The organism is Jannaschia rubra (assembly GCF_001403735.1).
Classification (GTDB): Bacteria; Pseudomonadota; Alphaproteobacteria; order Rhodobacterales; family Rhodobacteraceae; genus Jannaschia; species Jannaschia rubra.
Map to the genome: position 1 here is coordinate 442,201 of NZ_CXPG01000021.1, position 16,285 is coordinate 458,485.

The 16,285-nt window shown below is 66.0% G+C and carries 15 protein-coding genes and 3 pseudogenes; 15 read left to right on the forward strand and 3 right to left on the reverse strand.

Annotation, left to right across the window (positions count from 1 at the left end; all coding sequences use genetic code 11):
* Nucleotides 1–2 precede the first annotated feature (2 nt).
* On the forward strand, nucleotides 3–419 hold the full coding sequence (locus tag JAN5088_RS15735; RefSeq protein ID WP_055683757.1) for a hypothetical protein: 417 nt from the start codon (nucleotides 3–5) through the stop codon (nucleotides 417–419).
* Between the two features lie 56 nt (nucleotides 420–475).
* Here JAN5088_RS15735 and JAN5088_RS18730 read toward each other — a convergent pair whose 3' ends face one another.
* On the reverse strand, nucleotides 476–988 hold the full coding sequence (locus tag JAN5088_RS18730; RefSeq protein WP_143114871.1) for a hypothetical protein: 513 nt from the start codon (nucleotides 986–988) through the stop codon (nucleotides 476–478).
* Nucleotides 989–1,192: 204 nt separating this feature from the next.
* Here JAN5088_RS18730 and JAN5088_RS15740 point away from each other — a divergent pair, with 204 nt between their 5' ends.
* From JAN5088_RS15740 to JAN5088_RS15755, 4 genes are all read left to right on the forward strand, one after another.
* Nucleotides 1,193–2,032, forward strand: coding sequence for a phage major capsid protein (locus tag JAN5088_RS15740; protein WP_233489818.1), 840 nt, complete (start codon nucleotides 1,193–1,195; stop codon nucleotides 2,030–2,032).
* A gap of 74 nt (nucleotides 2,033–2,106) precedes the next feature.
* Nucleotides 2,107–2,442 (forward strand): DUF2190 family protein, encoded by a 336-nt coding sequence (locus JAN5088_RS15745; protein WP_055683758.1) that lies wholly within the window; start codon nucleotides 2,107–2,109, stop codon nucleotides 2,440–2,442.
* Nucleotides 2,442–2,753: a head-tail joining protein gene (locus JAN5088_RS15750; RefSeq protein WP_055683759.1), complete on the forward strand. Its 312-nt coding sequence runs from the start codon at nucleotides 2,442–2,444 to the stop codon at nucleotides 2,751–2,753. Before JAN5088_RS15745 ends, JAN5088_RS15750 begins: the two co-directional genes overlap by 1 nt.
* Nucleotides 2,750–3,388, forward strand: a complete 639-nt coding sequence (locus JAN5088_RS15755) for a DUF6441 family protein (RefSeq protein WP_055683760.1) — start codon at nucleotides 2,750–2,752, stop codon at nucleotides 3,386–3,388. The genes JAN5088_RS15750 and JAN5088_RS15755 overlap by 4 nt, the downstream gene beginning before the upstream one ends.
* On the opposite strand, the gene JAN5088_RS15760 is transcribed toward JAN5088_RS15755, so the two are convergent.
* Nucleotides 3,385–4,023, reverse strand: a complete 639-nt coding sequence (locus tag JAN5088_RS15760) for a hypothetical protein (RefSeq protein ID WP_143114868.1) — start codon at nucleotides 4,021–4,023, stop codon at nucleotides 3,385–3,387. The two genes, JAN5088_RS15755 and JAN5088_RS15760, sit on opposite strands and share 4 nt — an antisense overlap.
* A complete protein-coding gene (locus JAN5088_RS18735) occupies nucleotides 4,020–4,769 on the reverse strand; it encodes a hypothetical protein (protein ID WP_143114865.1) in 750 nt (249 codons plus the stop codon). Before JAN5088_RS18735 ends, JAN5088_RS15760 begins: the two co-directional genes overlap by 4 nt.
* Nucleotides 4,770–4,891: 122 nt before the next feature.
* On the opposite strand from JAN5088_RS18735, the gene JAN5088_RS15765 reads away from it, so the two are divergent.
* The 10 genes and pseudogenes from JAN5088_RS15765 to JAN5088_RS15805 all read left to right on the forward strand — a co-directional run bounded on the left by JAN5088_RS15765 (nucleotide 4,892) and on the right by JAN5088_RS15805 (nucleotide 16,265).
* The gene (locus JAN5088_RS15765) at nucleotides 4,892–5,311 is read left to right on the forward strand and encodes a hypothetical protein (RefSeq protein WP_055683762.1); all 420 of its coding nucleotides are present in this window, start codon (nucleotides 4,892–4,894) and stop codon (nucleotides 5,309–5,311) included.
* Nucleotides 5,312–5,335: 24 nt separating this feature from the next.
* A complete protein-coding gene (locus JAN5088_RS15770; protein WP_055683763.1) occupies nucleotides 5,336–6,277 on the forward strand; it encodes a phage tail tube protein in 942 nt (313 codons plus the stop codon).
* Nucleotides 6,277–6,714, forward strand: coding sequence for a phage-derived protein YdaY family protein (locus JAN5088_RS15775; protein WP_055683764.1), 438 nt, complete (start codon nucleotides 6,277–6,279; stop codon nucleotides 6,712–6,714). Before JAN5088_RS15770 ends, JAN5088_RS15775 begins: the two co-directional genes overlap by 1 nt.
* Before the next feature lie 83 nt (nucleotides 6,715–6,797).
* The gene (locus JAN5088_RS19345) at nucleotides 6,798–6,941 is read left to right on the forward strand and encodes a DUF7697 family protein (protein ID WP_158448497.1); all 144 of its coding nucleotides are present in this window, start codon (nucleotides 6,798–6,800) and stop codon (nucleotides 6,939–6,941) included.
* Nucleotides 6,934–9,266 (forward strand): annotated as a pseudogene (locus JAN5088_RS15780) (phage tail tape measure C-terminal domain-containing protein). The gene JAN5088_RS19345 and the pseudogene JAN5088_RS15780 overlap by 8 nt, the downstream one beginning before the upstream one ends.
* Nucleotides 9,266–9,892: pseudogene (locus tag JAN5088_RS15785) on the forward strand (phage distal tail protein, Rcc01695 family). The pseudogenes JAN5088_RS15780 and JAN5088_RS15785 overlap by 1 nt, the downstream one beginning before the upstream one ends.
* Nucleotides 9,889–10,773, forward strand: a complete 885-nt coding sequence (locus tag JAN5088_RS15790) for a phage/gene transfer agent baseplate hub protein (RefSeq protein WP_055683765.1) — start codon at nucleotides 9,889–9,891, stop codon at nucleotides 10,771–10,773. Before JAN5088_RS15785 ends, JAN5088_RS15790 begins: the two are co-directional and overlap by 4 nt.
* Nucleotides 10,770–11,204 carry an NlpC/P60 family protein gene (locus tag JAN5088_RS15795; protein WP_055683766.1) on the forward strand — a complete coding sequence of 145 codons (435 nt, stop codon included), beginning with the start codon at nucleotides 10,770–10,772 and terminating at the stop codon, nucleotides 11,202–11,204. The genes JAN5088_RS15790 and JAN5088_RS15795 overlap by 4 nt, the downstream gene beginning before the upstream one ends.
* Nucleotides 11,205–11,213: 9 nt before the next feature.
* Nucleotides 11,214–15,181: pseudogene (locus JAN5088_RS15800) on the forward strand (baseplate multidomain protein megatron).
* Nucleotides 15,182–15,188: 7 nt separating this feature from the next.
* Complete coding sequence (locus tag JAN5088_RS15805; RefSeq protein WP_055683767.1) at nucleotides 15,189–16,265, forward strand: DUF2793 domain-containing protein; 1,077 nt, start codon at nucleotides 15,189–15,191, stop codon at nucleotides 16,263–16,265.
* Nucleotides 16,266–16,285: the final 20 nt, after the last annotated feature.

The following is a 16,285-nucleotide window of genomic DNA, read 5'->3' on the forward strand; positions in this document are numbered from 1 at the left end:
TCATGGACACGATGATCGAACTGCCGGCCATGCGCCGGTCGGCGGAGCTTGCGCCAAACTCGGCCGATGCCGACGCCCGCACCGTTGAGGTGGTCTGGTCGGCGGGGGCCCGCGTCCGCCGCGCGACCTTCTTCGGCGAGCCCTATGACGAGGAGCTCAGCCTCGACCCGTCCCATGTTCGGCTCGACCGGATGAATGCGGGCGCGCCCTTCCTCAAGGTGCACGAGCTCGACACGCTCGACGCGGTGATCGGCTCGGTCGTGCCGGGTTCGGCGCGGATCGAAAACGGGCGCGGCATCGCCTTGATGCGGATCAGCGAGCGTGCCGATCTGGCGCGACATTCAGGCAGACCCCATCCGGGCGGTCTAAATCGGCTATCAGTCCACCGCTTCGAGGTCTCTAAGCCCTATGGCCAGTGATAGCTAGTGCAAGCAGATGTTTAGACCGCATTGTAGACCATAGCTGAGAAGGCCGGTCAAAGTCTACGGTTTCCACTGGAAACCAAGTTGGCTTGGAGATGATCAATTACCTCCATGTATGAACGCCCCCTCAACGAAGGGACTGAACCCCTATTTATACGAGCGATGCAATCATCCTCCTCCAACTCACCGACGATCACGGCGGCAAGCGTTCCGTCACCTTTGAGGCCCACGAACGCCCATTCGCGTCCATCGCCTTCGAAGATTGTGCCGGGTTCAAGGGCATGTTCGCCGTACAAAAAATGCTCAAGTACTCCTTCGAGGTTCAACCAACGCTCCTGCGACAATTTGCGAGCGCGAGTGCACGCTGAACGACGATTCATCTCATGCCGAGACATTGGGGGAGACCATTGATCTGGCTCACACCCATGCTTTTCACTGAACTTTCGAAGCAATAGAACGGGTTTCAGGCCGTAATCCTCAGACGCCGCTGCAATCGCGAGCTTTGCCGCGGTGCCTGCTCCAAGCGATTCCTCAATCTGCCCTAACGCATCAATCAAGCTCTGCAAAACGATCCCCCTATAAGCCAGTTTCGCGCATTCGCACATTATAGTTTTGCTTTGTCCGCGAAAGCCTTGAAACGGTGGACATCAGCACCAATGGCCTCTCGCGCGACGAGGGGGAAGCTGAACCGTGGCGTCAGTATTGTCGAGTAAGCCCGCCGAACACGCGAACTGCACTCGACCTCGGACTTCCCCGAGATCTTGTCGGCGGTGACCAACAAGACCCTTCGGCAGGCCTATGAGGCCTATTCCCGCACCTTCATGCTGTTCTGCCGTCAGGTGCTCGCCACCGACTTCAAGGCGATGCACCGTGTCCAGCTCGGCGAGGCGCCGCAACTGCTGGAGGTCAGCGAGAGCGGCGAGTTCAAGCGCGGGACGCTCGGGGAGTCGAAGGAGAGCTACAAGGTCAAGACCTATGGCCGGGTGGTCGCGATCACCCGCCAGACGCTGATCAACGACGATCTCGACGCCTTCACCCGCATCCCGGCGATGTACGGCAACTCCATCGCTCAGCTCGAGTCGGACGTGGTCTGGGGCATCATCACCGCCAACCCGGCGATGGCCGACGGCAATGCGCTGTTCCACACCACGCACAAGAACCTCGCGGGCACTGGGACGGCGCTGGCGGTCGACGCGGTGGGCGCGGCCCGCGCCGCCATGGCCAAGCAGACCGGTCTCGACAAGAAGACGGTGCTGAACGTCCGCCCGGCCTTCCTCATTGTGCCCGCCTCGCTGGAACTGAAAGCCGAGCAGTTGGTCGCGCAGAACCTGGTGCCCGCCGCGACCTCCAGCGTCGTGCCGCAGTCGATCCGCACGCTGGCGCCGATCAGCGAGCCCCGGCTCGACGCCGCCAGCGAGACCGCCTGGTATCTGGCGGCCAGCCCGAACCAGATCGACACCATCGAGTACGCCTATCTCGAGGGTCAGCAGGGCGCCTACATCGAGACCCGCAACGGCTTCGACGTCGACGGCGTCGAGATCAAGTGCCGCCTCGACTTCGGCGCCAAGGCCATCGACTGGCGCGGCCTCTACAAGAACCCGGGCGCGTGACGCACCCATCCTGAACCCTGACATGCGGGCGGTCCTCACGGGCCGCCCTTCGTCTTTCCACGAGGATTACGTCCATGAAAAACTACGTCCAGCCCGGCAACACCATCACGCTGACCGCACCCTATGCCGTCGCCTCCGGCGATGGCCTGCTCGTCGGTTCCATCTTCGGCATCGCCGCCGGGGACGCCGGCATCGCCGACCCCGTCGAGTCCGCGCTCGTCGGCGTGTTCGACATCACCAAGGTCGGCTCCCAGGCGTGGACAGTCGGCACGAAGGTCTATTGGGACGACACCAACAAGCGCTGCACCACGGTCGCGACCGACAACACCCTCATCGGCGTGGCGGTCGAGGCGGTGGCGAGCGGCGCGGGCGACACCATCGGCCGAGTCCGCCTGAACGCGATGTTCTGATGAGCGCCTTCGCCGCCGCCGTCGGCGCGCTCTTCGCCGATCCCAATGTCGGCCGGGACGCGGTCTACATCGCCGACGGCGGCGCGCCCGTGCTGGTGCGCGTCGTGGCCCGGCGCAATGACGCCATATCGGAATTCGGCGATGCCCGGCTCTGGTCCGAAACCGCCCGGATCGACCTGCGCGTCGCCGAGGTGGCGAACCCACGCCCCGGCGACCGCATCGAGATCGACGGCGACGCCTTCCTAATTCAGGGCGAGCCCGTGCGCGACCGCGAGCGGCTGGTCTGGACCGTCGATCTGAGGCCCGCGTGAAACTGAAGCTCGACATCGATCCCGACATCGTCGCGATGATGGCGACCGAAGTCGCGGCGGGGGAACGCGCTGTCACGGGCGCCATGCGCGAAGCCGGGACGGGGCTGAAGTCAGCGTGGCGGCTGCAGATAACCGGTGCGGGACTCGGCCCCCGGCTGGCCAACTCGATCCGGAGCCAGAACTTCCCGAGGTCGGGCGAGAGCCTGGACGCCGCGGCACTGGTCTGGTCCAAGGCTCCGGTCATCGTGGGCGCGCATGACACGGGGCCGCTGATCCGCTCGAAAAACGGGTTCTGGCTGGCGATCCCGCTGCCCGCGGCGGGCAAGTCCCTGCGCGGCGGTAGGATCACGCCCGGCGAATGGGAGCGCCGCCGCGGCCTGCGCCTGCGCTTCGTCTACCGCCGTACCGGACCGAGCTTGCTGGTCGCGGAGGGGCGGCTGAACACGAAGGGTCAGGCGGTGGTGTCGCGCTCGAAGACCGGGCGCGGAAAGGTCACCGCGCCGATCTTCCTGCTGGTGCCGCAGGTGAAGCTGCCCAAGCGCCTTGATCTGGCGCGGGACGCGGACCGGGCGTTGGACAGTGTGCCGGGCCTGATCGTGGCTAACTGGGTGAGCACGAAGCTTGATGGCGGCTAGTGTTCTGCGTCGAGCTTCGCAACGCTATCTCCCAGTGCATTCAGGAGTCGTCGAAAATCGTCACCCTCCCGAAGAATATTCTTGGCATCCTCAATGAAGCCCGCATCGCCGTCGAACGAAGGATGATCTTTACCCATGTCGATCACAGCTTGAGCATGCGCCACCATCTCATTGAGAGTGTCCCGAGTTTTCTGCAGGGTGCCCGTTTTGTTCATCTCGCGCAACGCGCTATACAAATGATGCAACGAAATCATCGCGTAGTAGTGTTGCGGAACACCTCTTGAAATCAGTTTATTGCAGAAATCCACTCTTTCGGACAGAATCCCGACTAGGAGCTCGAGCTTTTGTTCCTTTGGAATTCCAGCTGTCGAGATTTCCTGCTGCATATTCCCAAGGAGCCACACCATCTGCTTTAAAGAAGGGACATCGCCAGCGATGGCTTCTTTCCTAATAACCAAGGTGATTTCTCTTTGTTTATCGCTGCCAAGCCATGCGCTGATAAAATCCTCGTCACCAAGGATTTCGGAAGTTTTCCTTCGATCGGCGTAGAGCAAATTGGCCACCGCCTTGGGGTCTTGACAGATTTTAGTGTAGTTTTTCTTCTTTCCCAACCCAAACAAAATTCTTCCTTTCATCTTCCCCAATCGTGAGCGCCGCCGTCCGACGTTAACCATACGCCATCAGAAAGGTATATCGGTCCGCCGTCGCCCCCAAGGGCGGAATATAGGTCATCCTCGCGATCCCGAACCCTAGGAGGCGGCTTCGGTAGGGCTTTTGTGGTCTGTATCGGCTTCACCATGGCCTCGAGGTTCTCCGAGTTTTGAAGGAAAGACTGACCAAATTTCGCTGTGCGTTCTAGGATGTTATCTCGGCTTCCATGGAATGTTTGTCGATTGAAAGGGCCGTCGCCCTGGCTGGTTGAAAGAACCGAGTTTGGTTTCATTTCTTCGACGGGGAGGCCTTCAATGATCTGCACGTCAATTCCGTTCTTTCGCATAAGTATGAGCGAAGTTTGACGTTTATTAATCGCCGAATAGGCCATCTTGTACATCTTGCTCGCGGGCCGACGTGGTATCCACCCTATCCTGTAGAGGTAAACTGCTAGATCATAAGGACGCGCCATGCCCTCCACACTTCGCGACTGGCCGGGCGGCAATATGATACCTTCTTGAGTGAAACGCGCTTCGGACGCGAGGCATTCGATTGTATTTTGACAGTTCCAGTTAAGGAAATTTATGTCAGATATGCGCGCCCACTTCAGCGGTCGGTTGTTCATCTTGACCACGACCTCATCACCGATTTTCAGATCGGTCCGAAGGCAGTTCACCGGATAGGTCGTCCCGGTGTTATCGAAAGCAACATGTGCGATTATGTATGACAACTACGGCTCCCGTCATCTTGAAGCCAATGTCCCTATAGAGTTGAAGCGGGTCAAGGACCTATGTTGCTCGACAGTTCGGACACTTCGCAGCGGCTTTTTTGCCCTAACAGAATAGCGATCTCATGCCCACCCCACGCGAAACCATCCTCGCCGCGCTGCACGCGCGGCTTTCGGCGCTGCCCGCCACCGCGCTGCGGGATGACGTGCTGCCCGAGCGCGTCCCGGCCGAAGGCCTGCTGATCCTGCGCGATGGGGAGCCGGGTGAGCCCGAGGTGACATTGTCGCCGCTCACCCACCATTACCAGCACCGGGCCGAGATCGAGGCGGTCGTTCAGGGCGCCGCCCGTGACATTGCCTTCGACACGCTGACCGCCAGCATCGGCGCGGCGCTCGCCGCCGACCGGACGCTGGGCGGGCTCTGCGACTGGGTCGAGGCGGAAGCGCCGAGGCCGGTCGATCTACCGGTCGAGGGCGCGGCCAGCCTGAAAGCCGCCGTCATCCCGGTGGTCCTGCACTATTCCACGGCCGATCCGCTCGGCTGACTTCTCTCACGATAGGAGAACACCATGGCACGAGCCCAGGGGGCGCGGGCGCAGATGGCGCTTGCGTTCGAGACGACCTATGGAACGCCGCCCGCAAGCGGCTTCACGAAGATGCCCTTCGCCAGCACCTCGCTGGGCGCGGAACAGCCGCTGCTGAACTCGGAGCTGTTGGGCTACGGCCGCGATCCGCTGGCGCCGATCAAGGACGCGGTGACCGCCGACGGCGATGTCGTGGTGCCGCTCGACGCCGAGGCCTTCGGCTTCTGGCTGAAGGCGGCCTTCGGCACGCCCACGACCACGGGCGCGGAGGCGCCCTACACCCACGAGTTCCAGTCGGGGTCCTGGACGCTGCCCTCGATGTCGATCGAGACCGGCATGCCGGAGGTGCCGCGCTACGCGATGTACTCGGGCTGCGTACTCGACCAGATCACCTGGCAGATGCAGCGATCCGGGCTCCTGACCGCGACAGCCCGGCTGGTGGCGCAGGGCGAGACGGTCGGCACCACGACCAGCGCCGGAACGCCCGCCGCGCTGGAACTGAAGCGCTTCGGGCATTTCAACGGGGCGATTACGCGCAATGGCACGGCGCTCGGCAACGTCGTCTCGGCCGAGATCACCTATGCCAACAACCTCGACCGCATCGAGACCATCCGCTCGGACGGGAGGATCGACGGCGCGGACCCGTCCATCGCGGCGCTCACCGGCCGGATCGAGGTGCGCTTCGCCGACCAGACGCTGGTGACGCAGGCGATCAACGGCGAAGCCTGCGAGATGGAATTCGCCTACGTCCTGCCCTCGGGCGAGAGCTTCACCTTCACCGTGCACGCCGTCTACCTGCCCCGCCCGCGGATCGAGATTTCCGGGCCGCAGGGCGTGCAGGCGACCTTCGACTGGCAGGCCGCCCGCGACAGCGTCGTCGGCCGGATGTGCACGGCGACCCTGATCAACGACATCGAGGTGTACTGATGCTTTCGCTCGATCTGACCAATGCCCCGCGCTGGCATGACCTCGCGCCCGGCGTCCGGGTGCAATTGCGACCGCTGACCACAGCGCTGATGGTGGCGACACGCAGCGACCCGGCCGTCGAGGCCGTGCCCGAGGAAGCATCCGACGAGGAGCGCGCGGTCGCCTTCGCCACGGCACTCGCGCGACGGGCCGTGCTCGCCTGGGATGGCATTGGCGATGCAGACGGCAACCCCATCGACCCAAGCCCCGAGGCCATCGACGCGCTGCTCGACGTCTGGCCGATCTTCGAGGCTTTCCAGCTGACCTACGTCTCCAAGGGCCTGCTGCTGGAACAGGAAAAAAACGACTCCGCGCTCTCGCCGACTGGTCCTTCGGCGGGGGCGAGCGATACTGCGACGCCTGCCAAACGGCGTGCGAAAACTGCCCGGCGCGGCTGAACCGTCCGCTGACCCATGAGGGCTGGCAGGTCTGGGACCTGGTCGGCCGTCTCGGCGGTCAGCTTCGCGTCCTGCCCGGCGCCGTGATCGGCTGGGACATGTCGGCCGCGCTGGGGCTGGGTGACGCCCTCGGCGTGCCGCTACTCGCCATGGCCGAACTGCTGCCCGCGATCGAGGCGGTGATGGTGGCCAAGCTCAACGAACAGATGGATCATTCCCATGGCTGAGAAAAAGGTCAGCGTCCGCCTCGCGGCCGTGAGCGGACGGCAGGTGCGTGCCGAGATGGAAGGTGTCGGCGAAGCCGGATCGCGCGGCTTCGGACGGCTGAGCCGCGAGATGGAGGCGGCTAACGCCCGGCTGGCAGCTTTTTCCCGCCGAGTCGCTGTGGCCGCCGCCGCTGCCGTGGCCGCCGCTGCCGCCGCTGGCGTGGCGATGATCCGGTCCGGGCTGCAGACGGTGGATGCGCAGGCCAAGCTCGCGCAATCGCTTGGCACCACGGTCGCCTCGATCCAGACGCTGGAGCGCGCGGGCGAGCTGGCGGGCGTTTCCATGTCCGGCATAGAGCAGGCGACGAAGGATCTGACGCGCCGTCTCAGCCAGGCGGCCGCCGGGACCGGCCCGGCCGCCGATGCGCTGGACCGGCTCGGGCTGTCCGCCAACGAGCTAATCGCGCTGCCGCTGGACCAGCGCGTTGGCGCGATCAACGCCGCCATCGAAAGCTTCGTGCCTGCCGCCGAGCGCGCCGCCGTCGCGGGCCAGCTCTTCGGCGAGGAAGGCTCCATCGCCATGAGCCGGATCGACACGGCGACGCTGCGCCAGGCGACGGAGGATGTCCTCGCCTTCGGCGTCGTCGTCTCCGAGCAGGATGTCGACCAGATCGAGCGCACGAACGACGCCATCTCCCGGCTCGGCCTCATCTGGCGCGGGCTGTCGAACCAGCTGGCGGTCGCTGCGGCTCCGGCGCTGGAAGCCGTCGCCGACGCCATGGCGGCGGTGGCCAGCAGGACCGGGCCGCTCGGCATCGCAATTCGCAGCCTCTTCGACAACATCGGCCGCCTGACGATCTATGCGGCTACTTTCGCTGCCTTCCTCGCGGGACGCTGGGTCGCCGGCATGGCCGCCGCCGCGCTCTCCGTCCGCGACATCGCCTCGCCGAACCCACCCGCCTCGTCTCAGGTGCGGGTGGGTTCGGCGAGGCGATGTCGCTCCTGAAGGACCTCGCGGTCGAGGTCTGGGAGCGGATCAGGATGGGCGCCGCTGCGGCGGGCGCGGTCGCCACGGCGATGTTCTTCGACCTGAAGGCCGATGCCGCGGCGGGCATGCAGAACGCCATCGAGAGCGTCGTGGCTTTTGGCAACACTGCCGCGAACACGTTTGAGGGGGCATACGAGGCGATCAAGGCAATCTGGGGCATGCTCCCGGCGGCCATCGGCGATCTGGCGTTTCAGGCGGCCAACAGCCTGATCGACGGTGTCGAGGCGATGCTGAACGGCGTGGTCTCGCGCATCAACATATTCATTGGCGGGATCAACCAGGGGCTGGAAGCGCTCGGGTCCGAACGGCGCATCTCGATCATCCCCGATCTTGAACTGGGCCAGATCGAGAACCGGTTTGAGGGTGCCGCGACGGCCGCGACCACCGCTGCACAGGCAGCGTTCGATCGCGCTTTCGAGAACAACGCGCTGACTGCGCCCGATTTTGGGCTCACCGCAGCGGCCAATACCGCGCTTGTCACGGCCAACACCTATCGCGGTGCGGCACGCGACTTGGCCGAGGGCGCGCGTGCGCCGCTCGCCAGTTGGCAGGCCCTGCGTGACGCGGTGCAGGGCAGTAATGAGGGTGGCGCAGACGCGCTGAACGAGGCGACTGGCGCGGCTGAGCGTTTGGAGACAGCCCTTGGCGATGCCGGACGTGCTGCCACGAGTACAGGCGCTGCGGCCGGGGCTGCCGCCGAACCCGACACCGAAGCCGCCGTCACCGGCTGGCAGGCGGTCACCGCAGCGCTCAGCGACTATGCCAGCAAGGCCCGGGATATCGGCGGCGATATCGGCCAAGCGCTGGTTGGCGCGTTTCAGTCGGCTGAGAATGCCGTCGGCGAGTTCGTCAAGACCGGCAAGCTGGACTTCCGCGGTCTGGTCACCTCGCTGTTGGCCGATCTCGCCAAGCTGGCGGCGCGGCGGTTCATCCTCGGGCCGATCGCCAATGCGCTCTCCGGCGCGCTCGGCGGTGCTGGAGGGATCTTCGCGAACATCTTGCATGCAGGCGGTATGGTCGGAGCGACTGGACCCTCGCGGATGGTCCCGGCGATGGCCTTCGCGGCCGCGCCCCGGATGCACTCCGGCGGCGTTGCAGGGCTCCGCCATGACGAGGTGCCTGCAATCCTGCAACGGGGCGAGCGGGTGCTGTCGCGGCGGGAGGCCCAGACCTACGGCGCAAGCGGTGGCGTCAACGTCACCATCATGGCCCGCGACGCTGAAAGCTTCCGGCAATCCCGCACGCAGGTCGCCGCCGATATCGCTCGCGCGGTGTCGCTCGGCCGAAGGGGCATGTGATGGCCTTTCATGAGGTGCGGTTCCCCGAAAATATCAGCCGCGGGGCGCGCGGCGGGCCGGAACGCCGCACACAGATCGTCGAACTGGCCTCCGGCGATGAAGAACGCAACGCCAGTTGGGCCAATTCGCGTCGCCGCTACGATGTCGCCTATGGCATCCGCCGCGCCGACGATCTGGCGGCCGTGGTTGCCTTTTTCGAGGCGCGCAACGGTCGGTTACATGGTTTCCGCTTCAAGGATTAGGGCGACCACAAGTCCTGTTTGCCCTCGGACACACCATCTCCCACCGATCAGGTGATTGGCACCGGCGACGGCACGATGACGGCCTTCCATCTCGTGAAGCGCTACACGTCCGGCGCGCAATCCTGGACGCGGACAATCGCAAAGCCGGTGACAGGCAGCGTGCGCATTGCGGTCGGCGGGGTGGAGCAACCCTCGGGCTGGTCGGTCGACACGACCACTGGACTCGTCAACTTCGACACTGCGCCGGGATCCGGCGTCGCGATCACCGCAAGCTTCGAGTTCGACGTGCCGGTCCGCTTCGACAGCGACGCCCTCGATGTGACGCTCGATCTTGAGCGGTTGGGCTCGATCACCTCCATCCCATTGCTGGAACTTCGCCGATGAAGAACATTACCCCCGATCTGCAAACGCATCTCGACGATGGCACCACCACGCTCGCCTGGTGCTGGCGCATCGCCCGCGCGGATGGCGTGACCTTCGGCTTCACCGACCACGACCGGACGCTCAGCTTCGATGGCACCGATTTCGAGCCGGAAAGCGGGCTGACGGCTTCAGAGGTGCGCTCGGGCTCGGACCTGTCGGTCGATGCGCAGGACGCCGAAGGTGTGCTCACCTCTGACCGGATCACCGAGACCGACATTCTCGACGGCCGCTGGGACAATGCCGAGGTCGAGGTCTGGCGGGTGAACTGGGCCGACACCGGCCAACGTGTGCTGATGCGCCGGGGTGCCATCGGCCAGATCCGGCGCGGGCGGCTGGTATTCGTGGCCGAGGTCCGCTCGCTCGCGCATGTCCTCGGCCAGACGGTCGGTCGGACCTTCCAATCGACCTGCGATGCCGCGCTCGGCGATGCGCGCTGCGGAGTGGACATCGAAAATCCCGCCTTCAAGGGCACCGGTGCCGTCATCGATCTCCTGCGAGATCGGGCGTTCACAGCCTCGGGGCTCGGCGGATTCACATCTGGCTGGTTCACCTTCGGCACGCTGGACTGGACGAGCGGCGCGAACGCGGGGCGTCAGACGGAAGTGCTGGGCCATGACGTAACGGACGGGATCGCCGTGCTGGCCCTGCTCGAAGCGCCGGTGCGCGCGATCGCAGAGGGCGACGCCTTCACCATCCGCGCGGGCTGCGACAAGCGCATGGAGACCTGCGGAGCGAAGTTCGCCAACACCGTCAACTTCCGGGGTTTCCCGCACATCCCGGGCCAAGATGCCGTGCTGCGCTACGCCACGAAGGACGGCGGGCACGAGGGGTCCGTGCTTTGACCTCCGCTGATCCCGCACGCGTCATCACCATCGCGCGGTCATGGCTCGGCACGCCATACCACGACCAGGCCAGCCTCAATGGCGTCGGCTGCGACTGCCTCGGGCTCGCCCGGGGCGTCTGGCGCGAAGTCGTTGGGCCAGAGCCGTTCCCGATCCCGCCCTACAGCCGGGATTGGGGCGAGACCGGCCCGCACGAGGTGCTGGCCGAGGGCGCTCGGTGCATGATGCCGGAAATCGCATCTGCTGACGCCGGTCCCGGCGCGCTGGTCCTGTTCCGCATGGCACCCCGCGCCATTGCCAAGCATGTCGGGATCCTCACCGGGCCCGACAGCTTCCTCCACGCCTACGAGCGGCTCGGCGTGATCGAGGAGGCGCTCACCCCGTCCTGGCGGCGGCGCATCGCCTTCGCCTTTATGTTTCCGCAACGCTGAGATTATCCCATGGCTACCCTCGTTCTCGGTGCCGCTGGTGCTGCCATTGGCGGCAGCATTGGTGGCGCTATCCTCGGCGTCAGTGCAGCCACCATCGGCGGTTTCATCGGCTCCACCATCGGATCGGTTGTCGACAGCTGGATCATCTCGTCACTGGCACCGACGCAGTGGATCGAAGGCGCGCGACTGGACAATCTGCGCATCACCTCGGCCACCGAAGGGGCGGTAATCCCGCGCCTCTATGGCCGCATGCGGATCGGCGGCAACATCATCTGGGCGACGGATTTTCGCGAGGAGACAAAGACCACGACGCAGGGCGGCGGCAAGGGCGGCGGGGGTGGCGGCAATGTCAAAACCACCGAATACTTCTACTATGCCTCCTTTGCGGTCGCGCTCTGCGAGGGGCCGATCACCGGCATCGGACGCATCTGGGCCGACGGCAAGCTGCTCGACACAGCCGGGATCACATGGCGCTGGTATCCGGGCGATGAGAGCCAGGCGGCCGATCCGTTTATCACGGCGAAGATGGGCGCGGGCAACACGCCCGCCTATCGCGGCACGGCTTATGTGGTCTTCGAGGAACTGGCGCTCTCGACCTTCGGCAACCGCCTGCCGCAGCTGTCCTTCGAGGTGTTCCGCCCGCTCGCCGATCCCGACACCGCCGAGGGGCTGACCCGCGCCGTCACCATGATCCCGGCCTCGGGAGAGTTCACCTACGCCACGCAGGCGATCCGCAAGACCGATGGCGGCGCGACGCAGGCGGAGAACCTGAACGCGCTGGCCGATTCCACCGACATGGTGGAGGCGCTCGACCGGCTGCAGGCGATGGCCCCGGCTGTGACAAGCGTCAGCCTCGTCGTCGCCTGGTTCGGCGACGATCTACGCGCGGGATCGTGCAAGGTGCGGCCGGGCGTCGAGGTGTCGGCCAAGTCGACCACGCCCGCCACCTGGTCGGTCAATGGCGTCAGCCGCACCGACGCCTTCCTCGTCAGCCGAGATGCAGAGGACCGTCCCGTCTATGGCGGCACGCCGTCCGACTTCGCCGTGGTGCAGGCCATCCAGGAGATGAAGGCGCGCGGTCTGCGCGTGACCTTCTATCCGTTCATCCTGATGGACGTGCCGCCCGGCAACACGCTGCCGAACCCGTATTCCGACAATGCCGCCGAGACAGGCCAGCCCGCCTTCCCCTGGCGGGGGCGGATCACCTGTTCTCCCGCAGCGGGGTTCGCTGGGACCGTGGACAAGACCGCCACGGCCGCAAGCCAGGTCGCGGCGCTGTTCGGCGCGGCCACGCCCGCGAGCTTCAGCGTCACAGGTCAGTCGGTTTCGTGGACAGGTACGCCCGGTGACTGGGGCCTGCGCCGGATGGTGCTGCACTACGCCCATCTTTGCGCGGCGGCGGGCGGGGTCGACGCCTTCCTCATCGGGACCGAGATGCCGGGGCTGACGACGATCCGGTCGGACGCGTCTACCTATCCGGCCGTGCAGGCCTATCGGGACTTACTCGCCGATGTGCGGTCCATTCTCGGGTCCGGGACGAAGATCGGCTATGCCGCCGACTAGAGCGAATATTTCGGGCACCAGCCGGGCGACGGCAGCGGCGACGTGTTCTTCCATCTCGATCCGCTCTGGGCCGAACCGGAAATCGATTTCGTCGGGATCGACAATTACATGCCGCTCTCCGATTGGCGGGACTGGTTCGAGCATCGCGATGCGGCCGAGGGCTGGCCCGCGATCTATGACCGCGCCTACCTGCAGGCGAACATCGCCGGTGGAGAAGGCTTCGACTGGTTCTATGCCTCTGCCGCCGACCGATCGGCGCAGGTGCGGACCCCGATCACCGACGGCTCGGCCAGCAAGCCATGGGTCTTCCGCTACAAGGATCTGCGTGCCTGGTGGTTCAACCCGCATTACAACCGCCCGGGCGGCGTGGAAAGCGGGACGCCGACGGCATGGGCGCCGGAGTCGAAGCCGATCTGGTTCACCGAGCTCGGCTGTCCCGCCATCGATCGCGGCACCAACCAGCCCAACGTCTTCTTCGACCCGAAGTCGTCCGAGAGCTCCACACCGCATTTTTCGCGGGGCTGGCGCGACGACGCGATCCAGCGCGCCTATCTCGAGGCGACGTACCTCTGGTGGGGCGAGGCCGCGAACAACCCGATCTCCGTCGTCTACGGCGGCCGGATGGTGCATGTCCCCGAATGCGCCGCCTGGACCTGGGACGCGCGGCCCTATCCGTTCTTCCCGGCGCTGACCGACGTCTGGCCGGACGGGGCGAACTGGCGGCTCGGCCACTGGCTGACCGGGCGGCTCGGCGCGGTGTCGCTGGCTGCCCTTGTCCGACACCTCTGTATCCGCGCCGGGCTGCCCGAGGATCGCATCGACGTCACCGGCCTCTGGGGCGCGGTCGAGGGCTACGCCATCACGGCGCTGGAAAGCCCGCGCGCCTCGATCACCACGCTGTCGCGCCACTTCGGCTTCGACGCGGTGGAGACAGAGGGCTTGATCCGCTTCATCATGCGCGGCCGGGCCTCCGTCGCCACCCTCGTACCCGACGATCTGGTGGCCGCACGTGAGGGCGACGTGCTGGAACTGACGCGCGGCCAGGAGACGGAACTGCCGCAGGCGCTGAAATGGCAGGTCGCGCGGGCGGATGAGGATTACGACGCGGCCCTCGTCGAGGCGCGGCGCATCACCGTGGACACCACGCGCATAGCCTCGGAGTCCTTCCCGATGGCGGTGCCGCCCGAGGAGGCCGAGCGGCGCTGCCGCCGCGCGCTGATGGAGGCGTGGGTGGGGCGCGAGACGGCGGCGTTCCGTCTGCCGCCCTCGCGGCTCGCGCTCGATCCGGCCGACGCGATCAAACTGGAGCATGACGGGCGGCTGGTCGATCTGCGGCTCGTCTCCATCGCCGACGCCGAGGCGCGCGGCATCGAGGCGGTCCGCCAGGACCGCGCGATCTACGATCTGCCACCCGGCGATCCGCGCGCGGCGTCGCTGACGCGGGCCGTCGTGTTCGGCGCCCCGGATGCGGTGCTGATGGACCTGCCGCAGCTGACCGAGGACCAGCCCGCACATCGACCCTTCGCGGCCGCGCACGCGGTTCCCTGGCCGGGTGAGATGGCAGTGTTTCGCAGCCCCTCGACCGATGGCTTCGAGTTGCTGACCACGTTCGGCAGTCGCGCCCGGATCGGGGCGCTGGTCTCCGACTTCTTCGCGGGGCCGACGTCGCGCTTCGACCTCGGCAATGCGCTGGTGGTCGATCTGCTGACGGGCACGCTGGAGAGCGTCACCGACCTGACCCTGTTCGGCGGCGCCAATGCGCTCGCAATTGAAAGCGCACCCGGCGTCTGGGAGATCGTGCAGGCGGGTGCGGCGGATCTGCTGGCGCCCGGCCTTATCGTCTGACCCGGCTCCTGCGCGGCCAGCGCGGCAGCGAAGGCGCCATGGGCAACCCGGCGCCTGCTGGCGCGCGGGTCGTGGTGCTGGACGACAGCATCGCGTCCCTGCCATTTGCCGAGGCCGATCTCGGCATTCCGTGGAACTGGCGCATCGGCCCGGCGAGCCGCCCGGTCATCGACGAGACCTATGTGGCGCAGGCCTTCGCACCCGCGGGTGTCGGGCTGCGGCCGTTCTCCGTCGCTCATGTCGAGCAGCCATGGCGCACACCGCGCAGTCCCGGAGATCTGACGATCCGCTGGACGCGCCGGTCGCGCGCACTCGCGGCGGACACCTGGGGCGGACTCGAGGTGTCGCTGGCCGAGGAATTGGAAGCCTACGAGGTGGAGATCCTCGACGGCCCTACTGTGAAGCGGGTGCTGAGCACGACCACGAACAGCGCGCTCTACACGACTGCCCAGCAGACCGCCGACTGGGGCGCTCCGCTCGGCCACGACGACACGCTCGACATCCGCATCTACCAGCTCTCCGCCCTCGTCGGGCGGGGCGCGTCCAAGACCGTCACGCTGATACTCTGAGGCCCCCATGTCGGACACCACGACCCATCTGCTGCTGCCCTACATCCTGGCGGCGCAGGCCCAGAAGCACGTCACCCACAACGAGGCGCTGCGGATCCTCGACGGACTCGTCCAGCTCTCTGTCCTCGACCGAGATCTGTCAGCGCCGCCCGGCAGCCCCGCCTACGGCGACCGATACATCGTCGGCTCGGGCGCGACGGGCGACTGGGCGGGCTGGGACTTGAATATCGCGCTCTGGACCGATGGCGCCTGGCTGCGCCTTCCGCCGCGGACGGGGTGGCGCGCATGGGTCGAGGACGAGGCTCTGCTGCTGCTCTACGACGGGTCCGGCTGGGTCGGCACCACGCCTGCGGCGCTGCAGAACCTCGCTCTGCTTGGGCTCGGCACGACGGCCGATGCAGCAAACCCGTTCTCGGCCAAGCTCAACGCGGCGCTGTGGACCGCGAAGACCGTGGCCGAGGGCGGCACCGGCGATCTGTCCTACACCATGAACAAGGAGGTGGCGGGCGACGACCTCGGGCTGACGCTGCAGACCAACTTCGTGACGAAGGCACTGGTCGGCCTGTTCGGGTCGGACAGTTTTCGGCTCGCGGTTTCCGCCGACGGCAGCACCTTCTTCGACGGGCTCAGCGTCGACAACGCCACCGGCATCGTCGACCAGCCCCGGCTGCCGCGGTTCAAGGCGTACACCAACTACGACAACTACGTGGGCGTTGGCACCTGGACGAAGATCGGCCTGAACAACACCGACTACAACGATCAGGGCGCGTTCGACGCCGCGAACAACCACTTCGTCGCCCCCGTGGATGGCACCTACCTGTTTGGCGCGACGCTTCTCTACAAGGTCAACGCCAGTACGACCGCGCGCATTCGAGGCCGCCTAGTGCTGAACGGCACGACCGAAATTCGCGGCTCGATGGGTGAGATCTCCGCCACGCACGTCTCGCTCGCCACCGCGATCTGGCTGCAGACCATGGCGCCGCTGACCGCAGGCGATACCGTCGAGCTGCAGGGGTATTTCCGGGTCGCCGACGGCTACTTCGCCGCCGATCAGACATCCTTCTGGGGCTGCAAGATCGGCTAAATTCTTGGCACGCTGACGGC

Bases quoted from the DNA above. Each gene is read 5' to 3' on its own strand.
- JAN5088_RS15735 (WP_055683757.1), top strand. From the start codon at position 3: ATGGACACGATGATCGAACTGCCGGCCATGCGCCGGTCGGCGGAGCTT.
- JAN5088_RS15745 (WP_055683758.1), top strand. From the start codon at position 2,107: ATGAAAAACTACGTCCAGCCCGGCAACACCATCACGCTGACCGCACCC.
- JAN5088_RS15750 (WP_055683759.1), top strand. From the start codon at position 2,442: ATGAGCGCCTTCGCCGCCGCCGTCGGCGCGCTCTTCGCCGATCCCAAT.
- JAN5088_RS15760 (WP_143114868.1), bottom strand. From the start codon at position 4,023: ATGAAAGGAAGAATTTTGTTTGGGTTGGGAAAGAAGAAAAACTACACT.
- JAN5088_RS15765 (WP_055683762.1), top strand. From the start codon at position 4,892: ATGCCCACCCCACGCGAAACCATCCTCGCCGCGCTGCACGCGCGGCTT.
- JAN5088_RS15770 (WP_055683763.1), top strand. From the start codon at position 5,336: ATGGCACGAGCCCAGGGGGCGCGGGCGCAGATGGCGCTTGCGTTCGAG.
- JAN5088_RS15775 (WP_055683764.1), top strand. From the start codon at position 6,277: ATGCTTTCGCTCGATCTGACCAATGCCCCGCGCTGGCATGACCTCGCG.
- JAN5088_RS15790 (WP_055683765.1), top strand. From the start codon at position 9,889: ATGAAGAACATTACCCCCGATCTGCAAACGCATCTCGACGATGGCACC.
- JAN5088_RS15805 (WP_055683767.1), top strand. From the start codon at position 15,189: ATGTCGGACACCACGACCCATCTGCTGCTGCCCTACATCCTGGCGGCG.